22 protein-coding genes are annotated in these 23207 nt (G+C 60.8%); 5 read left to right on the top strand and 17 right to left on the bottom strand.

Annotated features, from left to right (window positions below; translation table 11 throughout):
* Window position 1: 1 nt before the first annotated feature.
* Window positions 2–1018, bottom strand: a complete 1017-nt coding sequence (locus QMO82_RS07545; RefSeq protein ID WP_183609743.1) for a hypothetical protein — start codon at window positions 1016–1018, stop codon at window positions 2–4.
* Window positions 1019–1107: 89 nt separating this feature from the next.
* Window positions 1108–1275, bottom strand: a complete 168-nt coding sequence (locus tag QMO82_RS07540) for a hypothetical protein (protein WP_164740457.1) — start codon at window positions 1273–1275, stop codon at window positions 1108–1110.
* Window positions 1276–1529: 254 nt separating this feature from the next.
* On the opposite strand from QMO82_RS07540, the gene QMO82_RS07535 reads away from it, so the two are divergent.
* Window positions 1530–2078: a hypothetical protein gene (locus QMO82_RS07535; RefSeq protein WP_183609744.1), complete on the top strand. Its 549-nt coding sequence runs from the start codon at window positions 1530–1532 to the stop codon at window positions 2076–2078.
* Window positions 2079–2086: 8 nt separating this feature from the next.
* Window positions 2087–2524, top strand: coding sequence for a hypothetical protein (locus QMO82_RS07530; protein WP_183609745.1), 438 nt, complete (start codon window positions 2087–2089; stop codon window positions 2522–2524).
* Between the two features lie 102 nt (window positions 2525–2626).
* On the opposite strand, the gene QMO82_RS07525 is transcribed toward QMO82_RS07530, so the two are convergent.
* Window positions 2627–2833 (bottom strand): hypothetical protein, encoded by a 207-nt coding sequence (locus tag QMO82_RS07525; RefSeq protein WP_183609746.1) that lies wholly within the window; start codon window positions 2831–2833, stop codon window positions 2627–2629.
* Window positions 2834–2861: 28 nt separating this feature from the next.
* Entirely contained in the window at window positions 2862–3677 is an 816-nt protein-coding gene (locus tag QMO82_RS07520; protein ID WP_183609747.1) for a FadR/GntR family transcriptional regulator, read from the bottom strand.
* Window positions 3678–3814: 137 nt separating this feature from the next.
* On the opposite strand from QMO82_RS07520, the gene QMO82_RS07515 reads away from it, so the two are divergent.
* A complete protein-coding gene (locus tag QMO82_RS07515; protein WP_183609748.1) occupies window positions 3815–4711 on the top strand; it encodes an ATP-binding cassette domain-containing protein in 897 nt (298 codons plus the stop codon).
* Window positions 4712–4773: 62 nt separating this feature from the next.
* Here the strand turns inward: QMO82_RS07515 and QMO82_RS07510 are convergent, their stop codons facing one another.
* The gene (locus QMO82_RS07510) at window positions 4774–5412 is read right to left on the bottom strand and encodes a TetR/AcrR family transcriptional regulator (RefSeq protein WP_183609749.1); all 639 of its coding nucleotides are present in this window, start codon (window positions 5410–5412) and stop codon (window positions 4774–4776) included.
* A 135-nt stretch (window positions 5413–5547) separates the two neighbouring features.
* Here QMO82_RS07510 and QMO82_RS07505 point away from each other — a divergent pair, with 135 nt between their 5' ends.
* Window positions 5548–8010, top strand: coding sequence for a glycoside hydrolase family 3 C-terminal domain-containing protein (locus QMO82_RS07505; RefSeq protein ID WP_183609750.1), 2463 nt, complete (start codon window positions 5548–5550; stop codon window positions 8008–8010).
* A 96-nt stretch (window positions 8011–8106) separates the two neighbouring features.
* Here QMO82_RS07505 and QMO82_RS07500 read toward each other — a convergent pair whose 3' ends face one another.
* From QMO82_RS07500 to QMO82_RS07450, 11 genes are all read right to left on the bottom strand, one after another.
* Window positions 8107–8643 (bottom strand): OmpA family protein, encoded by a 537-nt coding sequence (locus QMO82_RS07500; protein WP_183609751.1) that lies wholly within the window; start codon window positions 8641–8643, stop codon window positions 8107–8109.
* Window positions 8644–8657: 14 nt separating this feature from the next.
* The gene (locus QMO82_RS07495; protein ID WP_183609752.1) at window positions 8658–9332 is read right to left on the bottom strand and encodes a L,D-transpeptidase; all 675 of its coding nucleotides are present in this window, start codon (window positions 9330–9332) and stop codon (window positions 8658–8660) included.
* Window positions 9333–9463: 131 nt separating this feature from the next.
* Complete coding sequence (locus tag QMO82_RS07490; RefSeq protein WP_183609753.1) at window positions 9464–10399, bottom strand: dihydrodipicolinate synthase family protein; 936 nt, start codon at window positions 10397–10399, stop codon at window positions 9464–9466.
* A 24-nt stretch (window positions 10400–10423) separates the two neighbouring features.
* Window positions 10424–11377, bottom strand: coding sequence for an ABC transporter ATP-binding protein (locus QMO82_RS07485; protein ID WP_183609754.1), 954 nt, complete (start codon window positions 11375–11377; stop codon window positions 10424–10426).
* Window positions 11378–12394: an ABC transporter ATP-binding protein gene (locus QMO82_RS07480; RefSeq protein ID WP_183609755.1), complete on the bottom strand. Its 1017-nt coding sequence runs from the start codon at window positions 12392–12394 to the stop codon at window positions 11378–11380.
* A gap of 8 nt (window positions 12395–12402) precedes the next feature.
* Complete coding sequence (locus QMO82_RS07475; protein WP_183609756.1) at window positions 12403–13320, bottom strand: dihydrodipicolinate synthase family protein; 918 nt, start codon at window positions 13318–13320, stop codon at window positions 12403–12405.
* Between the two features lie 18 nt (window positions 13321–13338).
* On the bottom strand, window positions 13339–14217 hold the full coding sequence (locus QMO82_RS07470) for an ABC transporter permease (RefSeq protein WP_183609757.1): 879 nt from the start codon (window positions 14215–14217) through the stop codon (window positions 13339–13341).
* Window positions 14218–14219: 2 nt separating this feature from the next.
* Window positions 14220–15179 carry an ABC transporter permease gene (locus QMO82_RS07465; protein WP_183609758.1) on the bottom strand — a complete coding sequence of 320 codons (960 nt, stop codon included), beginning with the start codon at window positions 15177–15179 and terminating at the stop codon, window positions 14220–14222.
* A gap of 84 nt (window positions 15180–15263) precedes the next feature.
* The gene (locus QMO82_RS07460) at window positions 15264–16862 is read right to left on the bottom strand and encodes an ABC transporter substrate-binding protein (protein ID WP_183609759.1); all 1599 of its coding nucleotides are present in this window, start codon (window positions 16860–16862) and stop codon (window positions 15264–15266) included.
* Window positions 16846–17589, bottom strand: a complete 744-nt coding sequence (locus QMO82_RS07455) for a FadR/GntR family transcriptional regulator (protein WP_183609760.1) — start codon at window positions 17587–17589, stop codon at window positions 16846–16848. Before QMO82_RS07455 ends, QMO82_RS07460 begins: the two co-directional genes overlap by 17 nt.
* 167 nt (window positions 17590–17756) lie before the next feature.
* Window positions 17757–18971, bottom strand: a complete 1215-nt coding sequence (locus QMO82_RS07450; protein WP_183609761.1) for a diguanylate cyclase — start codon at window positions 18969–18971, stop codon at window positions 17757–17759.
* A gap of 485 nt (window positions 18972–19456) precedes the next feature.
* On the opposite strand from QMO82_RS07450, the gene QMO82_RS07445 reads away from it, so the two are divergent.
* Entirely contained in the window at window positions 19457–21628 is a 2172-nt protein-coding gene (locus tag QMO82_RS07445; protein ID WP_183609762.1) for a TonB-dependent siderophore receptor, read from the top strand.
* 166 nt (window positions 21629–21794) lie between these two features.
* Here QMO82_RS07445 and QMO82_RS07440 read toward each other — a convergent pair whose 3' ends face one another.
* The gene (locus QMO82_RS07440) at window positions 21795–23201 is read right to left on the bottom strand and encodes a M20 family metallopeptidase (RefSeq protein WP_183609763.1); all 1407 of its coding nucleotides are present in this window, start codon (window positions 23199–23201) and stop codon (window positions 21795–21797) included.
* Window positions 23202–23207 lie beyond the last annotated feature (6 nt).

Below are 23207 nucleotides of genomic sequence, written 5' to 3'. Positions count from 1 at the left end.
CCTAATCTTGTTCGTTGCTGGAAATTTCGGCCAGCTTGGGCTCGGCATTCCCGGCGGAGGCGAAATTGACCGTATCGTCCTCACTGTCGCGGGAAACGACCATTTGGTCGTTGCGGATCTCCTTTATCCGCCAGCCGCTCGGGACGACATCGCCTTCCTCGTAGCGGTGGCCGTCGGAGCCGATGATGAACCTGACGGGCGTATAGCCGGCGGCGGCAACGAAGCCGTCGAGGCCGGAGGAGAGGGCAGTGAGATCGACGATGGCGACGGAACTGCGGCGGCTCATCGACGCGATGATGCCGCGCAGCTTGGTCTTGTCGGGCAGGCTGAGAGGAGGCGATCCCTCGCCGATGCGAATTTCGTCGGCGGTGGCGACGATGCTCAAATTAGGGGAAAGCTGCGCCATGCGCACAGCCTGGCGGATTTCGGCGGCGATCGCAGCCGATGACGGCGCCGGTTCGGGTGCCGCTGAAACCTGGACCAGCGGCGCCTGTTGCGCCGGCGCATCGCTGTTGTAAAGGCCGGCCAGCAAAAGCATTGCTGCCAGGGCGAGAAGGCCGGCTGCGGCGATCCGGCGCGGCGCAAAGCGCACGCGCCCGGCGCCAAGACCTTCGAGCCTGCATGTCGTGCCATCGAAAGAGACGGTCTGGTTTTTCCCGAGGGTAATCGTCTGATCGCGCTGAACAGAACGGCGATCGACTGCCAGGCCGTCCCGCAGCGCGGTCAACGACACCGTGTAGGAACCGCGCGAGCGTTGCAGATATATGGCCAAGGCGGGCTCCGGCTTGTCGCCGAGGATGATCAGGTCGCAATCGGCGCTGCCGCCGACCACCTGTCGCTCCGTCGCCAACGGCAGAATGGAGCTTCGCCCGGCACGCGTGATGCGCAAGGCCGGTGGTGCAATACCGCCTGACACATTGCTATCGGCAGCCGCGTTGCCGGTGGTGCCTTTGCCGGTGGTGCCTTTGCCGGCGGCGCCTTTGAATGTCGGCGAGGAAAAATCTAAATCGATAGCCATCTGTTCCCGAACCGGTCCGTCGAGCGGCTTCTATTGTCTTCGAGGGCGGGGAAGCGAGACGGGCGAACCCGTCTCGCCATTGCGTTTAATCAGCCTGGACCGATCTTCTTGATGGCGTTTGCGACGCCGTTGATCTTGGTGATCTCGGTCGCAACCTGCAGGCTCTGCGCTGTTGCTTCGTTCTGGGCCGACTTGAAGGCGGAAATTGCGGAGCTGATGCCCGCGTCAAGTGTAGAAGTACTGGTGCTGGTAGCCATGTCTTAAACTCCTTGCATGGATTGGCGGCCAGAACCTCGCAGAATTCAAAATAGATTTCAATATCTTATGTTAAAAAGTTATTAATTCGCAATATGTACAACAAATGCGCGAAATGGCTATCAAGGCTGTTCCCCGCGCCTTGACGATCTGCAACAATATAAACAGAGAACTGTTAATGATCGCTATTTCGTATCCATGTTTTAGTTCGATCATGTTGTTGGCGGGCGATATCCGGATCGTGAGGTAAACTCATATGTTTGCGCGTTTTGTTTACACGGCTGCACTCGGACTGTTGGCGGCTTTTCCCCTATCGGCCGGAGCCAGCGAACGGGAGGTGCGTCTCGATGTCGTCTCGCTGCCGCTTGGCGATGTCGTCCAGACGCTGTCCTTCATGTCCGGCATTCCGGTCACTACCGTCGGGACCCTCAGCGGCAAGGTCGAGCACTGGTCCGTCCAGGAAAGCGGCGCCAAGGCCTTCGTCAAGCTTGGCGATGCCAGCAATCTCTTCGTCGCCTACGACGGCAGCCGCATCATCATCGCGCCGAAGCAGGAGGTCTCCACCGTCGTCCTCGATCGCGGCGGCCGCAGCTGGAAGACCGAGCAAAACGCCATACGCGCGCTGTTCCCGCTCCTGCCCGACGATGCGTTGCGTGAAGATGTGGCCAGTGGATTGGTGCTGGTGCGCGGCCCGGCCGTGTTCGTCAAGGCCGTCGAAGATGTGCTGAGCCGGCCGCAGGATGACAGCATCAAGGTCATCAAGGGCGGCCAGCTGGAAATCCTGTCGACGAGCAATGGCGCCTGAGGGCGGTCATGAAGGCGTTGAGGCCTCTCAGGCAGTTGCTGGAAATACGCAATTTGCGGGCGGACAATCTTTGCCGCAGCCTCGCCGAGGCGGGTGAGGATGCCGAGCGGGCAAGCGAGGAGGAGATGAAAGCCTCCGAGCTGCACGAGATCGCCGCGAGCCGGGCCACAGGCAACCCTGTCGCCGACGCATTGCGCAAGGACGGCATTGTTTCCGGCGCGCAGCTCCAGGACGCCCTGATGCGGCAATCCATGTTGCACAGCCGTAAAGCCGATGCCGGAGTGTTGCTTGAGACGCGTAGGCTCGCCCGGCTCGCCGTCCAAGAGCGGGCAGAACAAGCCGCCGCCAATTTTTCCTATGCCCAAAAGGCGGTCCTGCGCACCGAAATTTCAATTGAAACAGCAGAAAAACGAGCGCGAGTATTAAGGTTCGATCGAAATTACTGATTTCCACTATGAGCGAATTGCGCGGCTGAGCGTTGGCGAGCTCGTGGCAGAGATTCATAAAATGCGATCTTGTCTGCTTTTGATCGAGGCCGTGAGACCACTTCAAGGAGAACAAAATTCCGTGCGCTCAAAACCCAGACCCGTATCAAGTGCCCGCAACCGAGAAGGCTCATATTCTGTGGCAATTTGATAACGGTCCTGCTCCGGCACTCGAAATGATCGCAGCATGAAGCGGTGAGCGGTCTCGAGCAGACGATCGACTTCATCATCCGTGCGGCCATTCAGCAGATGAAATTTCAAAAGCGGCAAGATCGGTCTCCTTGTTTCGATGGAAATCTCAGGATCGCCCAGGCGGCAACTTGAATGGCGTGGGCATCATTTCCGAGTCGAGGATAAGCCGCCCGTCCAATTGTCCATTCAAGCGCTCGACGAAGCCGGACGCTTCGTCCATGTGCGCGCGCATGAGGTGACGGACTCTTTCAGCGTCCCTCTGCCGGGCCGCCTCGAGTATGTGCGTGTGGCATTTGGCGTTGGCGCATCCGAATTCGGCATGCTCTTCTGGCGGCGTGTGGGTGCTAAAGACGACCAGGCGTCGGAGCATTTCATTGATCATCTGACAGAGGAAGCGCAGAAACGGGTCCGGATTGGCGGAAGCGAGAATGTCGTGGAAGTCGAGGTCCGCCTGCCTTTGATACACGAGCCGCGTTTCGTCACGAGAGGTAGGCTGGCAGTTCTCAATGTTCTCTTCCAGAGCGCGGAAATGCTTTTCGGTAAGATATGGGACAGCGCCCGCGGCGAGTTCAGGCTCCAGCAAACGCCTGGCGGCGTAAATGTCTTTCATCGTCACGTTTTGGAAGAACAGGTAGTTCTGTAAAAAAAGCAGAGTCCGCTCCAAGGGGACCTCGACGATGGTGGCGCCGCCGGTCGGACCGGTGCTGATTGTTATCAATCCTTGCACCTCGAGTGACTTTAGCGCCTCGCGAATGGTGCTCTTGCTCACCCCGAACAGTTTTTGCAGTTCCTTCTCCATCGGAAGTTTGTCGCCTGGCCTCAGCTCGTGCTGAGTGACAAGCCGCTTGATGTCCTCAGCGACGAGGTCGCCCCGCTTTTGCTGCCTCACCCGAGACGTCTGTGATCTCACGACATGTTCCATGGTGCGTCCTTTGTGCGTGTCCCCCAGCTTCCATACCATCCGTAGCCGTGTCTTCAAATCTGTTAATCGCGATGGATTGAATAATCCGGTTTATCATGATAAATACAATAAACAGCATGCGAGGGAGCTAATACGAGGTGACGCGCTACGCCGACGACGCGACGATTCTTCGCAAGGGGCAGGCCGTTCGGACAGGCCGGGTGTCGGACATGACCACGACTGAGATGGCCGAGGCAATGATCGGTCATGCATTGGAAAAAAGGGACACCAAGGCTCGGGCTCCAACATATTCCGAAGCGCTTTTGTCAATTCAAGGTCTCAGCGCACTGGGGGATATAGGCTTGCCTGCAGTCAAGGACGTTTCTCTTGATGTTGGAAGGTGCGAGATCGTCGGTGTCGCCGGGGTATCGGGGAATGGCCAGAAGGAATTGGTCGAGGCCCTGATGGGACAGCGAGATCGCTCGGGCGTTGTCAAAGTATGCGGCAGGCCCTTCCACGGAACCCGGAAAGAAATCGCCGATCTCGGAGTCTACGGTCTCCCGCAAGAGCCGTTGAAGAATGCCTGCGTTCCACGCATGTCGCTTCAGGAGAACATGGCGCTTCGAAACTTCGACAGACCGCCGGTCGCCGTGGGTCAGTTCATCAGCGGCAAGGCAATGGCAGAGCAAGCGGCGAACTTTGTTCAGCAGTTCCGCGTAAAGGCAGCAGGGCTCGATGCCGAAATGACCACACTGTCCGGAGGTAACGTGCAACGGGCCGTGCTGGCACGCGAGCTGACAAATGAGGTGCAGGTTCTCATTGCCTCCAACCCCACATTCGGCTTGGATTTCAAGGCCTGCGAGGAGACCCGCGAAAGGATTGTCAATGCTCGCAACAACGGCGCCGCCGTCCTGCTACTCTCCGAGGATCTCGACGAGCTATTCGATCTTGCCGATCGCATCGTTGTCATGAGCGAAGGCCGGTTTGTTTACGAGGTTGACGTCGCAACCGCGGACAAACAGACCATCGGCAAGCATATGGCCGGCGCAGCCTGACGATCTTGCGAAGCCGTCAGCCGCATGATGGTTTGGCTGGCGCGCTTTGACGACAAAGCCGATCAGCCTTCCAAGCCGAGGCTCGCCAGCAGGCGGCCGACATAGGCTTCCAGGCCGCCGACCATATCGAAGCGATCGGGGTCGCGCAGCCAGAGCATTTGCAGCCCGTCCATCACGGCGATGAGTTCGGCAGCCATCGCCTTGCCGTCGATCCCGCCGTCTATCGAGCGGTCGGCGACAGCCCGTTCGAAGGTCGAGGCGAAATTGTCCTGCAGCTCGGTGGCGCGATCCAGGAACCATGCCTTGGCAGGATGATCCTTCATCAGGCTTTCGGCATTGAGGATGGCGAAGGCCCTGACGACCTCGATCATGTCGGCGTTGCGGCGGAAGACGGTGACCATGCCCTTCAGCAGGCCGCGGAGATCGGACCCGTGGAGCCCGATGAAATCGGCACTGTCGAGATCGCGTTTGGCAAGAATGGCGAGCAGCAGATCGACCTTGGTGGGGAAGTGGTGCAGCAGTCCGGGCAGCGACAGGCCGACATCGCGGGCGATGGCGGCGATGGCGGCATTCTGGTAGCCGTCTTCGGCAAAGCGCCGCATCGCGGCCGTCAGGATTTCCGCGCGGCGGGTCTCTCCCTTGCGGGATCGTCGCTGCCGCTTCTCCGCCGGTCCGGTCTTCTGTTCCGACAATTCTGTCATCGTCCTCGTCTGCCGCTTGGAGCGGCTTTCGGCCATTTTCTCCCGTGTTCTCCATCCATACATCAGGCTTGCCCGATTGACATCCTAAAAATACCGAGTAATCGGTAGGTTTAAGGATTTCCTCGGGAGGTTTGCATGATCGATTCCATTCTCGACCAGATGACGCTCGATGAGCAGGTCTCCCTGCTGTCCGGCGCCGATTTCTGGACGACCGTTTCCGTCGAGCGTCTCGGCGTGCCGAAGATCAAGGTGACGGACGGCCCGAACGGAGCGCGCGGCGCGGGCTCGCTGGTCGCCGGCGTCAAGGCGACCTGCTTTCCCGTCGGCATCGCGCTCGGCGCCACCTGGAATCCCGATCTCGTCACCCAGATGGGCGCAGCTCTTGCGCGCCAGGCAAAGAGCAAGGGCGCCGCCGTGCTGCTGGCGCCGACGGTGAATATCCATCGCTCCGGCCTCAATGGCCGGAATTTCGAATGTTATTCCGAAGATCCGATGCTGACCGCCGAATTGGCGGTCGCCTATATCGACGGCGTCCAGGGCGAGGGGATCGCGGCGACGATCAAGCACTTTGCCGGCAATGAATCCGAAATCGAGCGGCAGAGCATGTCTTCCGATATCGATGAGCGGACGCTGCGCGAAATCTACCTGCCGCCGTTCGAACAGGCCGTCCGCCGCGCCGGCGTGATGGCCGTCATGTCCTCCTACAATCGCCTCAACGGCACCTATACGAGTGAGCACCATTGGCTGCTGACTAAGGTGCTGCGCCAGGAATGGGGTTTCGACGGTATCGTCATGTCCGACTGGTTCGGCTCGCATTCGACGGCCGAGACGATCAATGCCGGTCTCGATCTCGAAATGCCGGGTCCGGCGCGCGATCGCGGCGAGAAACTGGTTGCTGCCGTGCGCGAGGGCAAGGTCGAGGCTGCCACCGTAAAGGCCGCGGCGCGGCGCATGCTGCTGCTGCTCGAGCGGGTCGGCGCCTTCGAAAGCAAACCCGATCTCACCGAGCGGGCGATCGATCTGCCGGAAGATCGGGCGCTGATCCGCCGCCTCGGCGCCGAGGGCACGGTCCTCCTCAAGAACGACGGCATCCTGCCGCTTGCCAAGACCTCGCTCGACCGCATTGCCGTCATCGGACCCAATGCCGCCAGCGCGCGCGTCATGGGCGGCGGCAGCGCCCAGATTGCCGCGCATTACACGGTCAGTCCGCTCGAAGGCATTCGCGCCGCCCTTGCCAATGCCAACAGCATCAGCCACGCGGTGGGCTGCCGCCATAACCGTCTGATCGACGTGTTCAAGGGAAAGATCGCGGTCGAATATTTCAAGGGCCGCGGCTGCCAGGGCAATCCGCTGCATGTCGAGACCGTCGACAAGGGCGAGTTCTTCTGGTTCGAGCTGCCGTCCGATGAGCTCGATCCGGCCGATTTTTCGGCCCGGATGACCGTGCAATTCGTGCCGGAGGAGAGCGGCGATCATGTTTTCGGCATGACCAATGCCGGCCTGGCGCGGCTCTTCGTCGATGGTGCGCTGACGGTTGACGGCCGCGACGGCTGGACGCGCGGCGAAAACTATTTTGGCACCGCCAATGACGAACAGCGCGGCGCCATGGCGCTCGAAGCCGGCCGGGCCTATGCGGTCACCGTCGAATATGAGCCGTCCACCGCGAGCGAGGAGGGCATCAACCTCATCGCCGTTCGTTTCGGCGTTGAAAAGCCGCTCGGCGAGGCCGACATCGAGGCAGCCGTCGAGACGGCCGGCAATGCCGATCTGGCGCTTCTCTTCGTCGGTCGCGACGGTGAATGGGATACGGAAGGGCTTGATCTGCCCGACATGCGGCTTCCGGGCCGGCAGGAGGAACTGATCGAGAAGGTGGCCGCCGCCAATGCCAATACCGTCGTCGTGTTGCAGACCGGCGGCCCGGTAGAAATGCCCTGGCTCGGCAAAGTTCGCGCCGTGCTGCAGATCTGGTATCCGGGGCAGGAGCTCGGCAATGCCGTCGCCGATGTGCTGTTCGGGGATGTCGAGCCCGGCGGACGCCTGCCGCAGACCTTCCCGAAGGCGCTCGCCGACAATTCCGCTATCACGAGCGATTCCGCCATCTACCCCGGCAAGGACGGGCATGTGCACTATGCCGAAGGTGTGTTCGTCGGCTACCGTCATCACGATACACGCGCCGTCGAGCCGCTTTTCCCCTTCGGCTTCGGCCTTGGTTATACGCGTTTCAGCTGGGATGAGCCGCGGCTATCGGCCGGCGAAATGGGGCCTGATGGCATCACTGTGAGCGTCGACCTGACCAATATCGGCGATCGGGCGGGCTCCGAGCTGGTACAGCTCTATGTGCGTTCGCCGAAGACCAAGGTGGAACGGCCGGACAAGGAGCTGCGCGCCTTCGCAAAGCTTTCGCTAAAGCCCGGCGAGACCGGCACGGCCGTGATGACGATCCGGCCGCGCGATCTTGCTTATTTCGACGCCGAGGCCGGCGCCTTTCGGGCCGAAGCCGGCTGCTACCAGCTGGTCGTGGCGGCGAATGCCGCGGATATCAGGTTCGTGCTCGATCTGCAGTCACCAGTCGATTATGTGCTGCCGCCCTCGCACTAGACTAAAGGCAGGCCGGCGACACTATGTCGTATTCGCGCCGAGCCTGGCCGACAGCGGTTAGCGTCTGCGCCAAGCGTTCAGCGGTTTGAGCTGCGATCAGGCCGCGTCGGGCTGTGTGCGTAGATTGGTGACGACGCGCCGGTTCTGCACCTTGCAGGAGCGCTCCGTGCAATCGCGGACTTCGCGGTCGTTGCCGTAGCCCTTGGCCCACATGCGCTTGGCGTCCACGCCCTTCGAGGCGAGATAGGCCATCGCCGCATCGGCGCGCTTCTGCGACAGCGTCTCCATTTTCGATGCGGAGCCGGAATCGTCGGCAAATCCCTGCAGCTTGAGCAGCCAGGTCGGGTGGTTGTTGAGCCAGACCGCCTGATTGTCCAAGGTTGCCATGGCGACGGAATCGAGAGCGGCGGAGTCCTGCTTGAAGTAGATCCGCCGGCCGACATTGAGGATGAAATCCTCTTCGCTGCCGGCCGCGACATTCTCGAAACCGGGCGCGGGATCGTTGGTCTGGCCGGTCATCGGCGCTACCGTGGGTTCTTCCAGGGAGGCGACCTCTGTGGTGGAGCAGGCGGCGAGCGCCAAGAGCATGGCCGCGGCGAGAAGGCGCCTCGTATATTCTGCTGTAGCAGACATCAGGGTGATATTCCTTATTCGACCGGGGTTGTTTGGCTGACCTGGGTGGCGCTTTCGGCCTGGTCGGCAATATGCGGCAGAACCTGTACAGCCGTGCCGATGGGGCAACGCTGATAAAGGTCGATGGCGTCTTCGTTGAACATGCGGATACAGCCGCTGGAGGCATCCTTGCCGATGCTCCATGGCTCAAGCGTGCCATGGAAGCGATAGCCGGTGTCGACGCCGTCGCGATGCAGGTACATGGCCCGCGGCCCGAGCGGGTTCTTCGGTGAGCCTCCAGCCACGAATTCCGGCAGTTCGGGATGGCGCTTGCGCATCTCCGGCGGCGGCGTCCAGCGCGGCCAAAGGGATTTGGCGTCGATCGTGGCGCGGCCGAACCATTTGAAGCCCTCGCGGCCGACGCCGACGCCATAGCGGATGGCCGTCTTGTTCTCCATGATCACGTAGAGAAAATGGTGTCTGGTATCGACGACGACGGTGCCGATCGGCTCGCTGCTGAAATATTTGACAACCTGACGCTGCCACTTCTTGTCGATCTTGGCGAAGTTGGTCTTTTGGAAGGTCACACCATTGTCGACGGCGGTGCCGGCAAAATTGGAAGACGCCGCGGCAAATGCGGGTTTCTGAACTGCCCCGGCGCCAAGTAACGCCAATCCACCAAGCACAATATTTCTGCGTGTCCACGGCATCGGCAATATCCCCCTCAAAGCCAAGCAGCGGAGTAGCAGTAAATCAGATTTTTCTTTTGCGACAACAGAAAACTCTTCTCCGCCTGGAGATCGGGATCGAGTTGCGGGTCTGCGCTCAACCCGAGCAAAACTCAGGGGAAAAGATCGGGGAGTTCGGTGCGGGCGATGGGCCGCAACCTGACTGCTTCCGCCGGATCTATCGAGCGATAAGGAAACCGTAGACGGGTGCCCACGGGTCCCCAATTGCCGATGGCGCTCAATACTTTGTCGAGAGCAGCGTTCGAATAGCCAAACTCCTGGCGGAAGGGGAGGATATGCGCGTCCATGAACGTGCAGATCCGTCGTTCGAGATCGAGCGCGGCAGCGATATCGCTTCGCATCGAGGCCGTCCAGGTCTGCGCGCCGCGGGGGCTAAGACAGGCGACATTGGAAAAAGAGCCTGCGGCGACGCCCTCTTTGATGCCGGTCGCGAGATGATGACCGGGAACGAAGAGCGACAGGCCGGCGAGATATTGGCGCGCCTCCGCGTACCAGAGGCCGTCGCCATCGGCGAGCTTGATGCCGATCACGTCAGGGGTCGCCGCACAGACCGCACCCAACTCCCTTGGCGACAGTACGCGTTTCGCATGCGGCGGATTGTAGAGGATGAGCGGAATTCCATCGGCGGCGTCGGCAGCTCGATTCAAGAAGTCGATCGCTTCGGCATTGGTGAGTGGCCACCAGTCGGGCAATATGACTTGAATGGCGCGGGGATCGAGCGCGGCGGCACGGCGGACGCGGTTGAACATGATCGATGGGTCCGGTTGGCACGCCCCGATCACGTACGGGGTTGAAGACGCTTTGCAGCGTCCAGCCAGCATCTCCTGGATCCTGTCGAATTCCTCCTCCGTCTGATTGTGGAATTCTCCTGCCGTGCCGTTCGAATAGATACCGTCGACACCGGCATCGATGAGGGTATCGATCTCCTCGGCGAGCTTGTCGAATTCGATGCTGTCGTCGGCTGCGATCGGCAGAAGCAGGCTCGCCCAGTTTCCGCCGATGGCGGGATGCGGCGTCTTGGCGTTCATCTGTTTTCTCCGGTGGATGACGGATCAGTCGAGGTCGTCGCGGATGCAGGCCTTGAGGTGGCCGGGTGCGATTTCACGCAATTGCGGGATCGTGCCGGCACAAGCCTCGAGCGCGGTCGGACAGCGCGTGCGAAAAACACATCCGCTCGGCGGATTGGCCGGACTTGGGATATCGCCTTTCAGGATCTGCCTGTCGCGGTGGGCATCCGGATCGGGCGAGGGAATCGCCGAGAGCAGCGCGCGCGTATAGGGATGCTGTGGTCTCGCATAGAGATCGGCACTTGGTGCGATTTCCATGATGCGGCCGAGATAGAGCACGATCACCCGGTCGCAGATATATTCGACGACGGCGAGGTCATGCGAGATGAACAGCATGGTCAGGCCAAGCCGCTGCTGCAGGTCGCGCAGCAGGTTGATCACCTGCGCCTGGATCGACACGTCGAGCGCCGAGACCGGCTCGTCGGCGACGATGAACTCAGGCGACAAGGTCAACGCACGGGCAATCCCGATGCGCTGGCGCTGGCCACCGGAAAATTCATGCGCGTAGCGATTGATCGCTTCAGCAGGCAAGTCGACCTGGGCCAAGGCCGACAGCGCCCGTTCGAGCCTGTCGCGGGCGGTGCCGATCCCTTGGATCTTCAGGCCTTCCGTCAGGATCTCGCCGATGGTCATGCGCGGCGACAGGCTGGCGAAGGGGTCCTGAAAAATATACTGCATGCGTGGCCGTTGCCGTCTCAGCGCCGAGGCGGAAAGCGCTGTGAGTTCCGTCCCGTCGAAGCGGACGCTGCCGGACGACGGCTCAACGAGGCGAAGAACGGAACGCCCGATCGTGGTCTTTCCGCTGCCGGATTCGCCAACAAGCCCGACGACTTCACTCTTGCCGATATCGAAGGAGATGCCCTGGAGAATGTTCAGCCGCGTGCCGCGGGAGGTGTAATGTTTCGAAAGGTCGCGGACGGAGAGCAGCGGTGCGCTCATCTAGATCTCCTGCCATCGGATGCAGCGGCTGCGGTGCTGCGGATTGACCTGTTCGAGCGCGGGAACTGCGGCGCGACAGGCATCGATCGCGAATTTGCAGCGCGGGGAAAAGGCGCAGCCGCTCGGCATGTTCATCAGGCTCGGGACCATGCCGGGAATGGCGGCGAGCTTTTCGCCGGCCTGTTTCATCCGCGCTGCATCGCCAAGGCGCGGCATGGAGGCAAGAAGGCCCATCGTATAGGGATGCTTGGGATTGCGGAACACCTCGCCGACCGGCCCCTCTTCGACGATCCGGCCGGCATACATCACCGCAACGCGATGGGCGATTTCGGCGACGACGCCGAGATTGTGGGTGACGAAGAGCATGGCCATGCCGCGCTCGCGCTGCAACTTGAGAAGCAGGTCAAGAATCTGCGCCTGGATCGTCACGTCGAGCGCCGTGGTCGGCTCGTCGGCGATCAGCAGCATCGGATCGCAGGCGAGCGCCATGGCAATCGTTGCGCGCTGGCGCATGCCGCCCGACAGTTCGTGCGGATATTGGCCGGCGCGGCGTCGAGCGTCCGGTATGCCGACGCTTTCAAGCAACGCGACGGCTGCGTTCATCGCCGCTTTGCGATCGGCACCGCGATGGATGCGGATCGGCTCGCCAATCTGGTCGCCGATGGTGAAGACGGGATTGAGGCTCGACATCGGCTCCTGGAACACCATGCCGATGTCGTCGCCTCTGATCCTGCGCATGCTCTCTTCATCGAGGCAGACGAGATCGCGGACCACGCCGTTGCCCGTCGCAAGGCGGATGCTGCCTGCGGCAATCACGCCGATGTTGCGGGTGAGCAGCCGCATAACCGACAGGCTGGTGACCGATTTGCCGGCGCCGGATTCGCCGACGAGCGCGAGCGTCTCGCCGGCGGCAACGGTCAGGTCGATATCGTTGACCGCCGTGATCTCGCAGCCCCGGATGCGGAAGATCGTTCGCAATCCCTTGATGTCGAGCACGGGTTCGGCGGTCTGTTCCATCAGCCGGCTCAGTTCAGCAGACCGGTTGCACGCAGGATCTCGTCGATCCGCGCCGTTTCGGCATCGTTGAGAGAGGCACGCGGCCGCGGCATGACGGCGGAATCGATGATGCCGAGGCTGCGCATGGCGGTCTTGAAGGCGCCGATGCCCGAGGCGCCGCCGCTGACACGGCCCTGCGCGACCCAGACGATTTCGAACAGGCGGCAGAGACGCTCCTGTTCCTTCTTCGCGGCGATCCAGTCGCCGCGCTGGGCAGCGTCCCAAAGCCTGATATAGCCGTGCGGATCGACATTGGCGATACCGGGAACGACGCCGTGGGCGCCCATCAGCAGGGCAGTGTCGACGACGATCTCGGAGCCGGTCATCAGGAAGACGTCCTTGTGTTCGGCAAGATCGAGGAGCGCATAGCGGAAGTTGCCGTCGTCGCCGCTGGAATCCTTGAGGCCGACAATCGCGCCTTCCCTGGCGAGCGTGACCACGGTCTGGCGCTGCAGCTTGACGTGAACGCAGACGGGAATGTCGTAGGCGACCAGCGGTACGTCCACCGCGTCTCTGACATAACGGAAGTGGTCGAGAATCTCGGACTGGCTGGTGACGGTATAGAAGGGCGACGTCACCACGACCGCATCGGCGCCGGCGGCCTTTGCGACCTTCGCATGGGCGATGACGCGATCCGTAGTCGGATCGATGACGCCGACGATCAGCGGCACGCGGCCATTCACCACCTTGGCCGAATGTTCGATGATTTCCCGCCGGGTCTTTTCGTCATGGAAGATCACCTCGCTCGTCGAGCCGAGTACGAATACGCCATGGCAGCCGGCATCGATCAGATGCTCGAGCACGCGTGTATAGGATGGGTAGTCGACAGTGAGATCCGCATTGAGCGGTGTTACGACGGGAGGGACGACACCCTTGAATTTGGTCATTTTCGCTTCTTTCGATTGTCAGTTCAGTTCGGCACGCGGGTCGAAGGCATCTCTGAGGCCGTCGCCGATGAAGTTGATTGCCAGGACGGCAAGGATCAGCGCGGCGCCGGGGAAGAGCCATTGCCACGGATATTGTTCGAGCACGGCGGTCGAGCGGGCCGCGTTCAGCATGTTGCCCCAGCTGGCCGCCGGCGGGGCGATGCCGAGACCGAGAAAGGACAGCCCCGCCTCGAGCAGGATGGCATTGGCGATCTGCAGCGTCGCATAGACCACGAGGATGTCGATCGAGTTCGGCAGGCCGTGGCGGAAGAGCAGATGTCCGATGCCGGCGCCCATGCCGCGGGCGGCCAGGACGAAGTCGCGTTCACGCAATTCCAGCAGTCGCGAGCGGATCATGCGCGCCAGCAGCGGCCAGGAGAGCAGCGAGATGACGAGGACCGTCGGCCAGATGCCGGTACCGGCAATCGAGGCAAGCACAAGCAGGAAGATGACGGGAGGCAGGGTCATCACCAGATCGACGAAGCGCATCGAGACGGCGTCCGTCCAACGTCCTGCAAGCGCCGAGATGGCCCCGAAGAGAAAGCCGATGACCGCGGAAAGCGCGGTCGATGCGACGGCGACCAGGAGCGAGATCCGGCCGCCTTCGAGCACGCGCGCGAAGACGTCGCGGCCGACGCCGTCGGTTCCGAACCAGTGCGTTGCCGTCGGGCCGCTGTTCATCGCCAGGAGATCGATGTCGTTCGGCTGGAAAGCCCACCATAGCGGATAGGAGAGGATCAACAGCAGCATTGGAATGGCAATACAGACGCCGGCAACGGCCGCACGATTGAGTAGAAAACGACTGAAGGCGCGGGCAAGCGGCCCTGGGCTACGGCGTTCGGAAGAGCGTGCCAGCATGCTCAGCCCAACTTGATGCGCGGGTCGACGACCGCATAAGTGATATCGGTCAGAAGGTTGACGACGATAACGCAAGTGCCGATGACGAGCGTCGCGCCCATGATGACGGGGTAGTCGCGGGTCTGCACGGCATCGACGAGCAGGAGCCCCATGCCTGGCCAGTTGAAGACGCTCTCGATGAAGATGGCGCCGCCGATAGCAAGCCCGATGGTGGAGCCGATCAGGGTGACGATCGGAAGAAGCGCGTTGCGCAATGCGTGCTTGCTGATGACCCAGAACTCGCGAACGCCCTTGGCACGGGCCGTGCGCACGTAATCCTGGTTCAGGACTTCGAGCAGCGAAGCGCGCATGTAACGCATGATCAATGCGGCTTGAGCGACAGACAGAAGTGCCGCCGGTAGGATCAGATGGTGGAGGAGATCCCTCACCGAGAATTCCTCGCCCGGCGTCAGCATGCCCCCCGATGGCATCCAGTGCAGCCGGACGGAGAAGACATAAAGGCCGAGCAGCGCGCTGAGGAAGGCCGGGCTCGAAATGCCGGAAAGTGCCGCCACCGACAGGGAGAGATCGGCCAGCGAATTGCGGCGGACGGCGCCGATCACCCCGCAGGTGATGCCGACGACGATGGCGAAGACAAGGGCAGTGCCCATCAACAGCACCGTCGGCCCGATCCGCGACAGTACCAGACCCAGAACAGGTTGGTCGAGACGCTTGATCGAATAGCCGAGATTGCCCGTCACTGCCTGCTGCAGCCAGCCCAGATACTGGACGGGCAAGGGCTGATCGAGCCCGAGGTTTCTGCGCAGATCCGCAAGGTCAGACGGCGACATCGGCAGGTTCGGATCGATATAGGCATCGATCGGATCGCCGGGCGTCAGGCGCAGCAGCAGGAAGATCAGCATGCTCAGGGCGACCAGCATGCCTATTCCTATGATCAGGCGTCTGAGACTGTATCGAAGCATCGGCAATCCGTTTTGTCGGGCCGTCTTGTCAGGCCGTCCTTGTCAGGGTGGCCGAAGCCACCCTCAAGGCTTTGCGGAAAACGCCTAGTCGGCGATCGACCATTTCTGTGGGTTGGCCTGGTAGGGGCCGCCGCCGGGCGCCGGCGTCCAGACGAAATCCTTCACCTTGGTCGAGACGATGCCGTAGCGGTTTGCCACCCAGAGTGTCGCCCAGGGCAGGTTCGTGTTCATCACCTTGCAGACGTCCTGGTAGGCAACATTCCGCTTGGCACTGTCCGGCTCGGCCAGCGCACTATCGAGCGCCTTGGTCAGGTCGGGCATGCGAACCCTGGCGACGTTCGGTCCGGCCGGAGGGATCTGCTTCTCGTTGAGGCCGACATTGATGCTTCCGGCATCCGGCCCATTCTGCAGCCCGGCATAAACCAGCTGGAACTGGGCAATATCCGGCGTCGCATTGAGCACGATGCTGTTATAGGTCGGCGCATCGACGGCGCGCGGGACAATGTTGATGCCGACCTGGGTCAGCATCGCCTGGACTGCGGCAAGCACATTGGTCGCCAGCGGCGTGGTGTAATAGGTCAGAAGCGTGATCGGCTTGGCGCCGTTGATCTGATCCCAGCCGGCTTCCGCCAGCAACTGCTTGGCCTTCTCCGGATCATAGGCATAGCTGTCGATGCCCTGGGGTATCAGCTGTTCGGCGACATAGGCGCAATTGGCAGGCTTGGCAGCGCCGCCGTAGAGGCTCTGGATGATGGCATCGCGATTGATCGCGTACATCACCGCCTGACGGACGCGCACATCCTTCCAGAGCGGGGAATCGTGGTTGAAGCCGAGATAATTGACGACGAAAGAGTTGCCTTCAATGACCTTGAAGTCCTTACTGTCCTTGAAGGTCGGCACGTCGTTGGAATCGACATAGGTGAACTGGATTTCGCCGGATCTCAGCGCCGCGATCGCCGCGGCCGGGTTGGCGAAATAGCGATTGATGACGCGTTCCAGCGCGGGCTTGCCACCGCGATAATCGGTGTTTGCGGCAAGTTCGACATACTGATCCGAGACGTATTTGGTGAATTTGAACGGACCGGTGCCGATCGGCGCGGTGGACCACCAGGTGTTCTTCGCCAGCTGGTCGGCCGGAATCGAGGAGAGCGCATGCTCGGGCAGCATCATCACCTTGGTCATCGTGTCAGGAAAACTGCTGCTGGGCGCGCTGAGCTTGATGACAACAGTGTGATCGTCCGGCGTCTCGACGGACGATATGCCCTTCAGCCGGGCAGCGAGCACCGAGCCGGTTTTCGCATCCACGGCAAGGGCCATGGTGAACTTTGCGTCCTTGGCGGTGAAGGGTTTGCCGTCATGCCATTTGGCATCCGCCAGTTTGAACGTATAGGTCATTTGGTCCGAGCTGACCTCGTAGGAGCTTGCCAGCGCGCCGACGACCTTCTTCAGCTTCTCGTCATAGGCGATCAGCGGTTCGTAGTAGATGCTGAGCCAGGTGAAGCCGGCGGTTGCGGCAAGCGGATTGAAGTTGCCCTGAAAGCCGCCGGGGCCGACGTCGAAGCCGCCGGACAGCGTGGCTGCCTGCGCCTGGGCTGCAACGCCCGACACGACAAGAGCCGGAACGGCAACCGTCGACAGCAGGGCGCCAAGCCCGATAACGGATAATCTAGACAGTCTTTTCATGCGTTCCTCCCACGTTTGAACTTGTCTTGTTGTTGGCAATCACCCGGGCAATGCCCTCGTAGTGACGATCCAGGCGTCTGCGCGCCTCCGCCAGATCCCTCGTCTCGATTGCATCGACGATCGCGGCATGATCGCGCCACGTCGCCATCGGATCGAGATTTTCAAGATTGACGAAATCCGACGCCTTGTAGAAGGCGAGCCAGAAGACATCGATCAGCCGCACGAGCGTTTCATTGTCCTGGCAGCGAAACAGCAGTCGGTGGAACAGCTGGTCGTCTTCCGCAAAGGTTTCACCGCGCTCGGCATGGGCGCGCATGCGATTGACGGTGGCGCGCAGTTCGGCGATGTCCTCCTCCCCGATCACGTCGATCGTCTTGCCGATCAACCCCACTTCCAGCGTGCGCCGGATTTCGAGGACCTCTTCGATTTGCCGCAGAGCGCCGCCGAGGCCGTAAGCGAGATTGTCGAGAAGCGGCTCGAAGGAAAAGGCCTTCACGAAGATACCGACGCCGCGCCGCGTCTCCAACACACCGAGCGATTCCAGCGCCTTGATGCCTTCCCTCAGCGAATTGCGGCTGACGCCGAGCTGGGTGGCAAGCTCTCCTTCCGCCGGAAGCAGGGTTCCGGGCGCCAGGCCATTATCATCGATATAGGCGCGCAGGCTTTCCTGCACGGAGACATGCAGCAGCGGCGCACGCGTCAGCGGCTTCATGGATTTCAATGTCATGCCGGTCGCCTTCTCGCATCGTCTATCAGATGGGTTTTACATATATACTTGTAGGATATCTGTCAAATGGTCAAGTTGACACCGAACCCGGCTCGCAGGCGTTTGAGGCGGTCATTCTTGGGCGCCAGAACGACAACAGGCAAACAGCGCAGTTTTCCTGGGAGATTTTAGTTGGAGGTTTGACCGACCTCTGAAGCATGGACCACCACGCAGTTGCGGCCGGTCTTTTTGGCAAGGTAGAGCGCCGCATCCGCTTGGCGCTGCATGTGCTCTGCGGATACGACGTCACCATTTTGCAATATCGCTATTCCAATACTGACAGTGACCCAGGGAACGACGCGAGAGGTGGGATTTGGAAGAGACGCAGCTTCAACTCGGCTGCGAATTCTCTCCGCAACCGCCCTGGCCTCTTGTCCATTGGAGCCCGGCAGAAAGACGAGAAATTCTTCGCCGCCGTAACGGGCGACCTCATCCCGCTCATCTCTCATGCTGCTCTGAATGATGCCGGCAACTTTCACCAGGCAGCGGTCGCCTTCGGCATGCCCGAGATTATCGTTGAGATGCTTGAAGTCATCGAGATCGCACATCAGCATCGCGGCGCCGCTCGTGTGCTTAAGCTCCTCGTTCCAGAAATGATGGAGCGTTTCCATCATCGAACGCCGGTTGGCGACACCAGTCAGCGGATCGGTCCGGGCAAGCAATTCCAGCTGCGAGTTGGCGTCGGTAAGCTCTGCGAGGCGACTTCGATCGCGTAACTCAAGCAGGAAAGTCTTCTGAGCGAAGATGGTTGTGGTGCGTCGGGCAACGACGGTTGCGGCCACTCCGCTCGCGAAAAACAGCGTCCCGGCGAGCGCGCTTCCCGCCTCGATGCCTGGATTACGTAGTTGAAACACAAGGTAGAGACCGAGGGCAGAAGCACCGATCGCCATCGCCCAACCGAGCGGAATGGGAAAGATGATGATGGCGGTGACGGCAACAAAAAGCATGATGGTCAAATGCCGCTCATAAAACTCGCCGCCGCTATTCACGCCCACCAAGGCGACGGACAGCAGGATGAGAAAAACCGCCGAGAGGACGAAAACACCCTGCAGCCACAAAGGGTGCGGCCGCCGGAAGGCGAGCACGGCGACAAGAGCCGCAGGAGGAAGGATAGACGCTGGCCAAAGCATCGACGTGACGGTTTCGGCCGGAAGCAAGATAGCGTTAAGGCCCAATGTCAGGATGTCGAGCACGATAACCCAAACCATCCATGCGCGGATGATCTTGGCAGTCCGCGGCCAGGAGCGTTCGCGAAAAAGCTGAGCCAACTCGCCATGGAGGCGGATATCGCGCGTACGTCCGCCGAGCAGGCACTCGACTTGTGCTACAATGGCCGGGCTCAACCTCTGGAGAGGTTTCCGCGAAGACGCCCTTACCGATTTGATAGGAGCTGTGGTTCGCTCGATATCCATGTGTCGGATTTAGGGAGCAGATGACCGGAGACAAGACGGGCCGCGGAGTTCGCCCGAAAAGACGACGTGCTTGCCCTAATGATTTTGTACCAGGTGATGACAGTATGTCGGCAACATGCGTCACATCGAGCCAATATCTTACCCATGCCGGGCCGAATTCACGGTTCTGCTCCCATCAAGATCGGCGGGTTGACGGTCGTCTCGGTCCGCACCTGGCCTCTTACACGAAAACCGCCCTCCGCTGGCATTGACCCGGCGGAGAATGTTGCGAACCTCGATGCTGCGTGCAACCTACTCGGGAGAGTCAGGCGTGGAGATTTTATCGGCTAAAAGATGACTAAAAGAATCACCTTATGTTGACAAGGCCAATTTCGCTCCATAGGTTCCGCGCGCATCTGTGACGTAGGGACCCAGTGATGGCGCGTGTTTTTTTGAATGTTTCTAATAATCTACCGCGAATTTATAGAGATGGCCTATTTGCTACAACAGCGGTCGTTCTGATCGGCGTTGCAGCATCGCCGGCTTCCGCCCAGAGCGCCTCCACAGGTGACACCGCGACGGCGCTGGAACCGATCGTCATTCAAGGTGCAGCCTCTGATAGCAAGACCGACCGGACGTCGGTTACCGCCAAAAACAGCGCGGGCGCGACCAAGATCAGCACGCCGCTCGTCGAGACGCCGCGTGCGGTCTCGGTCACCACCGAGAAGGAAATCGAGCAGCGCGGCGCCCAAAGCATCATCGAGGCGGTGCGCTACACCGCCGGCGTGACGACGGGGCCGAACGGCTTCGACCCGCGATTCGATCAGATCTATATTCGCGGCTTCAACGTCACGACGGTCGGCGATTTTCGTGACGGCTTGCGCCAGCTCTACATGAATTACGGCATGTTCCGTACCGACACCTATCAATTGCAGCGCGTCGAGGTGATCAAGGGGCCGGTTTCCGTTCTCTACGGCTCGGGTTCGCCGGGCGGCCTCGTCAACAAGATCTCAAAGCTACCGACCGAAGAGCCGATCCGGGAAGTCGGCATGACCTACGGCACCAAGGATCGGGTGCAGGGGATGTTCGATTTCGGCGGACCGATCAGCGAAGACAACGACGATTTCCTCTACCGCATCGTCGGCCTTACCCGCCGCGGCGACACCAATTTCGATATTGCCGACGACCGCTATTTCCTGGCGCCGTCCTTCACCTGGAAGCCGGACGAGGGCACGTCTCTGACGGTGTACGGTCTGGCGCAGGCCGACGAGACCGACGCCAATGTCGGCGCGATCACGACCGTGGACGGCAGGATCCTCGATCTCAGGCAGAGCGATCCCGACTATGACTACCAGAAGGTCAAGCAGCAGCAGGTCGGCTATCAGTTCGAACACGAGTTCGACAACGGCCTGACGTTCCGGCAGAACCTGCGTTATTCGCATCTCGATCTGGAGGCCCGCTACCTCGGCGTTACCAGTTGGACCGGCACCGTCGCGCATCGCGGCACCAATGCGATCCGGGACGAAATGTACGTCTTCCAGGTCGACAATCAGCTCGAGGCGAAGTTCGATACGGGCCCTGTTGCCCATACGATGCTGTTCGGGCTCGACTACAGCAATCTCGACTCGAGCTTTGGCTACGGCTTCGGAGCCGCCGATCCGGCATTCGACTTCGATATCGCCAATCCGACCTATGGAGTCTCTGGCGCTACGCCGGACTATAATTTCCTGGCTTCCAAGGCCGATATGCGGCAGGTCGGCATCTATGCCATGGATCAGATCGAGGTCGGAAACTGGCGTTTCAACCTCGGCGGCCGCCAGACCTGGGTGAACCAGACGCGAGATTCGACCTTGCCCTCGGTCAGCTCGGAGGATGTCGACAAGAACGCCTTCTCCGTACAGGCCGGCGCCCTTTACCTCTTCGACAACGGCATTGCGCCCTTCGTTTCTTACGCCACCTCTTTCGATCCGGTCACCAACCGGTCGGCCGCCAACACGATTCTCCCGCCGACGAAGGGCGAGCAATTCGAGGTCGGCGTGAAGTACCAGCCGCCCGGCTCCGATATCCTGCTCTCGGCCGTCGCCTATCACATCGTCGAGCAGAACAAGCCGAGGCTCGCCGATCCGCTGACCTTCGCTTACGATTCCCAGGGAGAAGTGACCGGAAAGGGCATCGAACTGGAGGCCCGCGCGGCAATCGCCGATGGTCTCGATATCATTGCGGGCTACACCTACAACGACTCCGAAGTCACCGGGGGCAACAACGTTGAAAATACTCCGGCCGTCACCCCGACCCATATTGCGAGCCTGTGGACGAATTACACCTTCCAGGAAGGCAATCCCTTCAACGGTCTGTCGGCTGGCGCCGGCGTGCGCTACATCGGCGAGACCTGGACGGATGTCGCCAATACCTCGAAGAACGCTGCAAGTTTCTATGTCGATGCAGCCCTCTCCTATGATTTCGGCGCGGTCGACAAGAAGTATGAAGGGCTGACGGCAGCCTTCAACATCCGCAACATCGCCGATCACCGCGACACGGTCTGCGAAGAAGGCTTCTGCTACCTCGGCCAGGGCCGCAACATGACCGGCACACTGAAGTATCGGTGGTAAGCACGGCGGTTGAGATGAACCAGGCCGTCGCCCGCGACGGCCTGGTGGGGGAGGGCCGATCTCCTTGTTGCCGCGGGAAGCTGCTCGGTTCTCCCTGCAGACGGGCATAATCGTACCCCACAGGGATATTTGCGGCATCAAGGAGCATGTGCCATCAACCGCGCGCTCATTTACGATCGTGATCGCTACTTGATACTCCCGGAACGTTTCGCTCTCCGAGGTCCCAATAAAGCCCGGCCATCAACGCGAGTCCTTCACGCGCGATATCAATGGGCAGATGTTCGTTCGGCGCATGCTGAGAGCACCCCGGATATGAGTGCGGTATCCACACGGTCGGAAGCTGCAGAGTTTCAGAGAAGGCATCATTCGGCAGAGAGGCGCCGAGGTTCGGCAGGATGGCCGGCTTCTTGCCTGTTGTACGGCCGATCGAGTCCACCACCCAGTTGACCCAAGGATGCTCAGGATCGAGCCGCGTGGCACGAAAGACCTCACCGCTCGGCTGCGCTATTTGAACCTGGGAAAAACCGTGCTGATCCAGGTGACGGCGCAGAGCCGGCAAGACATTTTCCACGTCAATATCGACGACGAACCGTAACTGACAGCGAGCCCAGGCTCTCGCAGGAATGGCCCCGACAGGCGTCCTCGGGTTTCCGGCCTCGAAGGCGAGTACAGCAAACGAACACCAGGCGAACAGCTTTTCCGCTGGCGTCAACCCAGGCTCGCCCCAGTTCGGATCAATCTGCGGGCCTTCGGCATCGCTCTCGATCTCACAATCGGCAAGAACGTGACGAACATTGTCCGGGATGCTCACCGGGCGCCATTCCGGAACCAGAATCTTGCCGGAGGGTTCGGTGATACTGGCGATCGCATGGGCAAGCTGGATTGCAGGATCGGAGAGAAGACCGCCCCAGTTGCCGGAATGATGACCGCCTTTGCGCGCATCGATCCAGATGTCAAAGCTGATCGCGCCGCGAGATCCCAGAAAGACGGTCGGCCGTGCGGCGGAAAGTCGGGGACCATCCGAGGCGATCAGCACGTCGGCGCGGAATAATTCCTTATGCGCGTCAACGAGTGCGTGCAGGCCAGGGGAAATTCTTTCCTCCCCCATCTCGATCAGATATTTGGCATTGAATCCGAGCTTCCCGCGCGTTTCCAAGACGGCCCGGAGCGCGCCGATGTTGACGGTATGCTGACCTTTATTGTCGGCGACACCGCGACCGTACCACCTGCCATCCCGCTCGATGAGTTGCCAAGGAGAAAGACCGTCGGCCCATTCATTATCGAGCCCCCGTATGACGTCGCCGTGGCCGTAACCCAGCACCGTCGGTCGAAGGGCGTCCTCGTGGCGCTCGACGTAAAGGAAAGGCCAGCCGTTTTGGGAAAGCTTGCGACATTGGAAGCCGAGGGCCTCAAAGGCGGGTATCATCTCACTGTCGAGATACTGATCGAGAACCGGTGCACGATCAGGGTTCTGACTCTCTGTCGGCATCGCGACACGTCGCGACAGATCCTTCCGAAAATCGCCGGAAGCGAAGTAAGACTCTGCTCTGGCAATAGCGGCGTCTCGGGTCATACCTGC

Origin of the sequence: Rhizobium sp. BT04 (assembly GCF_030053135.1) — a bacterium.
In the GTDB taxonomy this organism is placed as follows: domain Bacteria; phylum Pseudomonadota; class Alphaproteobacteria; order Rhizobiales; family Rhizobiaceae; genus Rhizobium; species Rhizobium binxianense.
This window is presented reverse-complemented; position numbering and strand designations above follow the sequence as displayed.

Excerpts from the sequence above, each read along its gene's own strand:
- QMO82_RS07545 (WP_183609743.1), bottom strand. The coding sequence starts at position 1,018 with ATGGCTATCGATTTAGATTTTTCCTCGCCGACATTCAAAGGCGCCGCC.
- QMO82_RS07540 (WP_164740457.1), bottom strand. The coding sequence starts at position 1,275 with ATGGCTACCAGCACCAGTACTTCTACACTTGACGCGGGCATCAGCTCC.
- QMO82_RS07535 (WP_183609744.1), top strand. The coding sequence starts at position 1,530 with ATGTTTGCGCGTTTTGTTTACACGGCTGCACTCGGACTGTTGGCGGCT.
- QMO82_RS07530 (WP_183609745.1), top strand. The coding sequence starts at position 2,087 with ATGAAGGCGTTGAGGCCTCTCAGGCAGTTGCTGGAAATACGCAATTTG.
- QMO82_RS07520 (WP_183609747.1), bottom strand. The coding sequence starts at position 3,677 with ATGGAACATGTCGTGAGATCACAGACGTCTCGGGTGAGGCAGCAAAAG.
- QMO82_RS07510 (WP_183609749.1), bottom strand. The coding sequence starts at position 5,412 with ATGACAGAATTGTCGGAACAGAAGACCGGACCGGCGGAGAAGCGGCAG.
- QMO82_RS07505 (WP_183609750.1), top strand. The coding sequence starts at position 5,548 with ATGATCGATTCCATTCTCGACCAGATGACGCTCGATGAGCAGGTCTCC.
- QMO82_RS07500 (WP_183609751.1), bottom strand. The coding sequence starts at position 8,643 with ATGTCTGCTACAGCAGAATATACGAGGCGCCTTCTCGCCGCGGCCATG.
- QMO82_RS07495 (WP_183609752.1), bottom strand. The coding sequence starts at position 9,332 with ATGCCGTGGACACGCAGAAATATTGTGCTTGGTGGATTGGCGTTACTT.
- QMO82_RS07490 (WP_183609753.1), bottom strand. The coding sequence starts at position 10,399 with ATGAACGCCAAGACGCCGCATCCCGCCATCGGCGGAAACTGGGCGAGC.
- QMO82_RS07485 (WP_183609754.1), bottom strand. The coding sequence starts at position 11,377 with ATGAGCGCACCGCTGCTCTCCGTCCGCGACCTTTCGAAACATTACACC.
- QMO82_RS07480 (WP_183609755.1), bottom strand. The coding sequence starts at position 12,394 with ATGGAACAGACCGCCGAACCCGTGCTCGACATCAAGGGATTGCGAACG.
- QMO82_RS07475 (WP_183609756.1), bottom strand. The coding sequence starts at position 13,320 with ATGACCAAATTCAAGGGTGTCGTCCCTCCCGTCGTAACACCGCTCAAT.
- QMO82_RS07470 (WP_183609757.1), bottom strand. The coding sequence starts at position 14,217 with ATGCTGGCACGCTCTTCCGAACGCCGTAGCCCAGGGCCGCTTGCCCGC.
- QMO82_RS07465 (WP_183609758.1), bottom strand. The coding sequence starts at position 15,179 with ATGCTTCGATACAGTCTCAGACGCCTGATCATAGGAATAGGCATGCTG.
- QMO82_RS07460 (WP_183609759.1), bottom strand. The coding sequence starts at position 16,862 with ATGAAAAGACTGTCTAGATTATCCGTTATCGGGCTTGGCGCCCTGCTG.
- QMO82_RS07455 (WP_183609760.1), bottom strand. The coding sequence starts at position 17,589 with ATGACATTGAAATCCATGAAGCCGCTGACGCGTGCGCCGCTGCTGCAT.
- QMO82_RS07445 (WP_183609762.1), top strand. The coding sequence starts at position 19,457 with ATGGCGCGTGTTTTTTTGAATGTTTCTAATAATCTACCGCGAATTTAT.
- QMO82_RS07440 (WP_183609763.1), bottom strand. The coding sequence starts at position 23,201 with ATGACCCGAGACGCCGCTATTGCCAGAGCAGAGTCTTACTTCGCTTCC.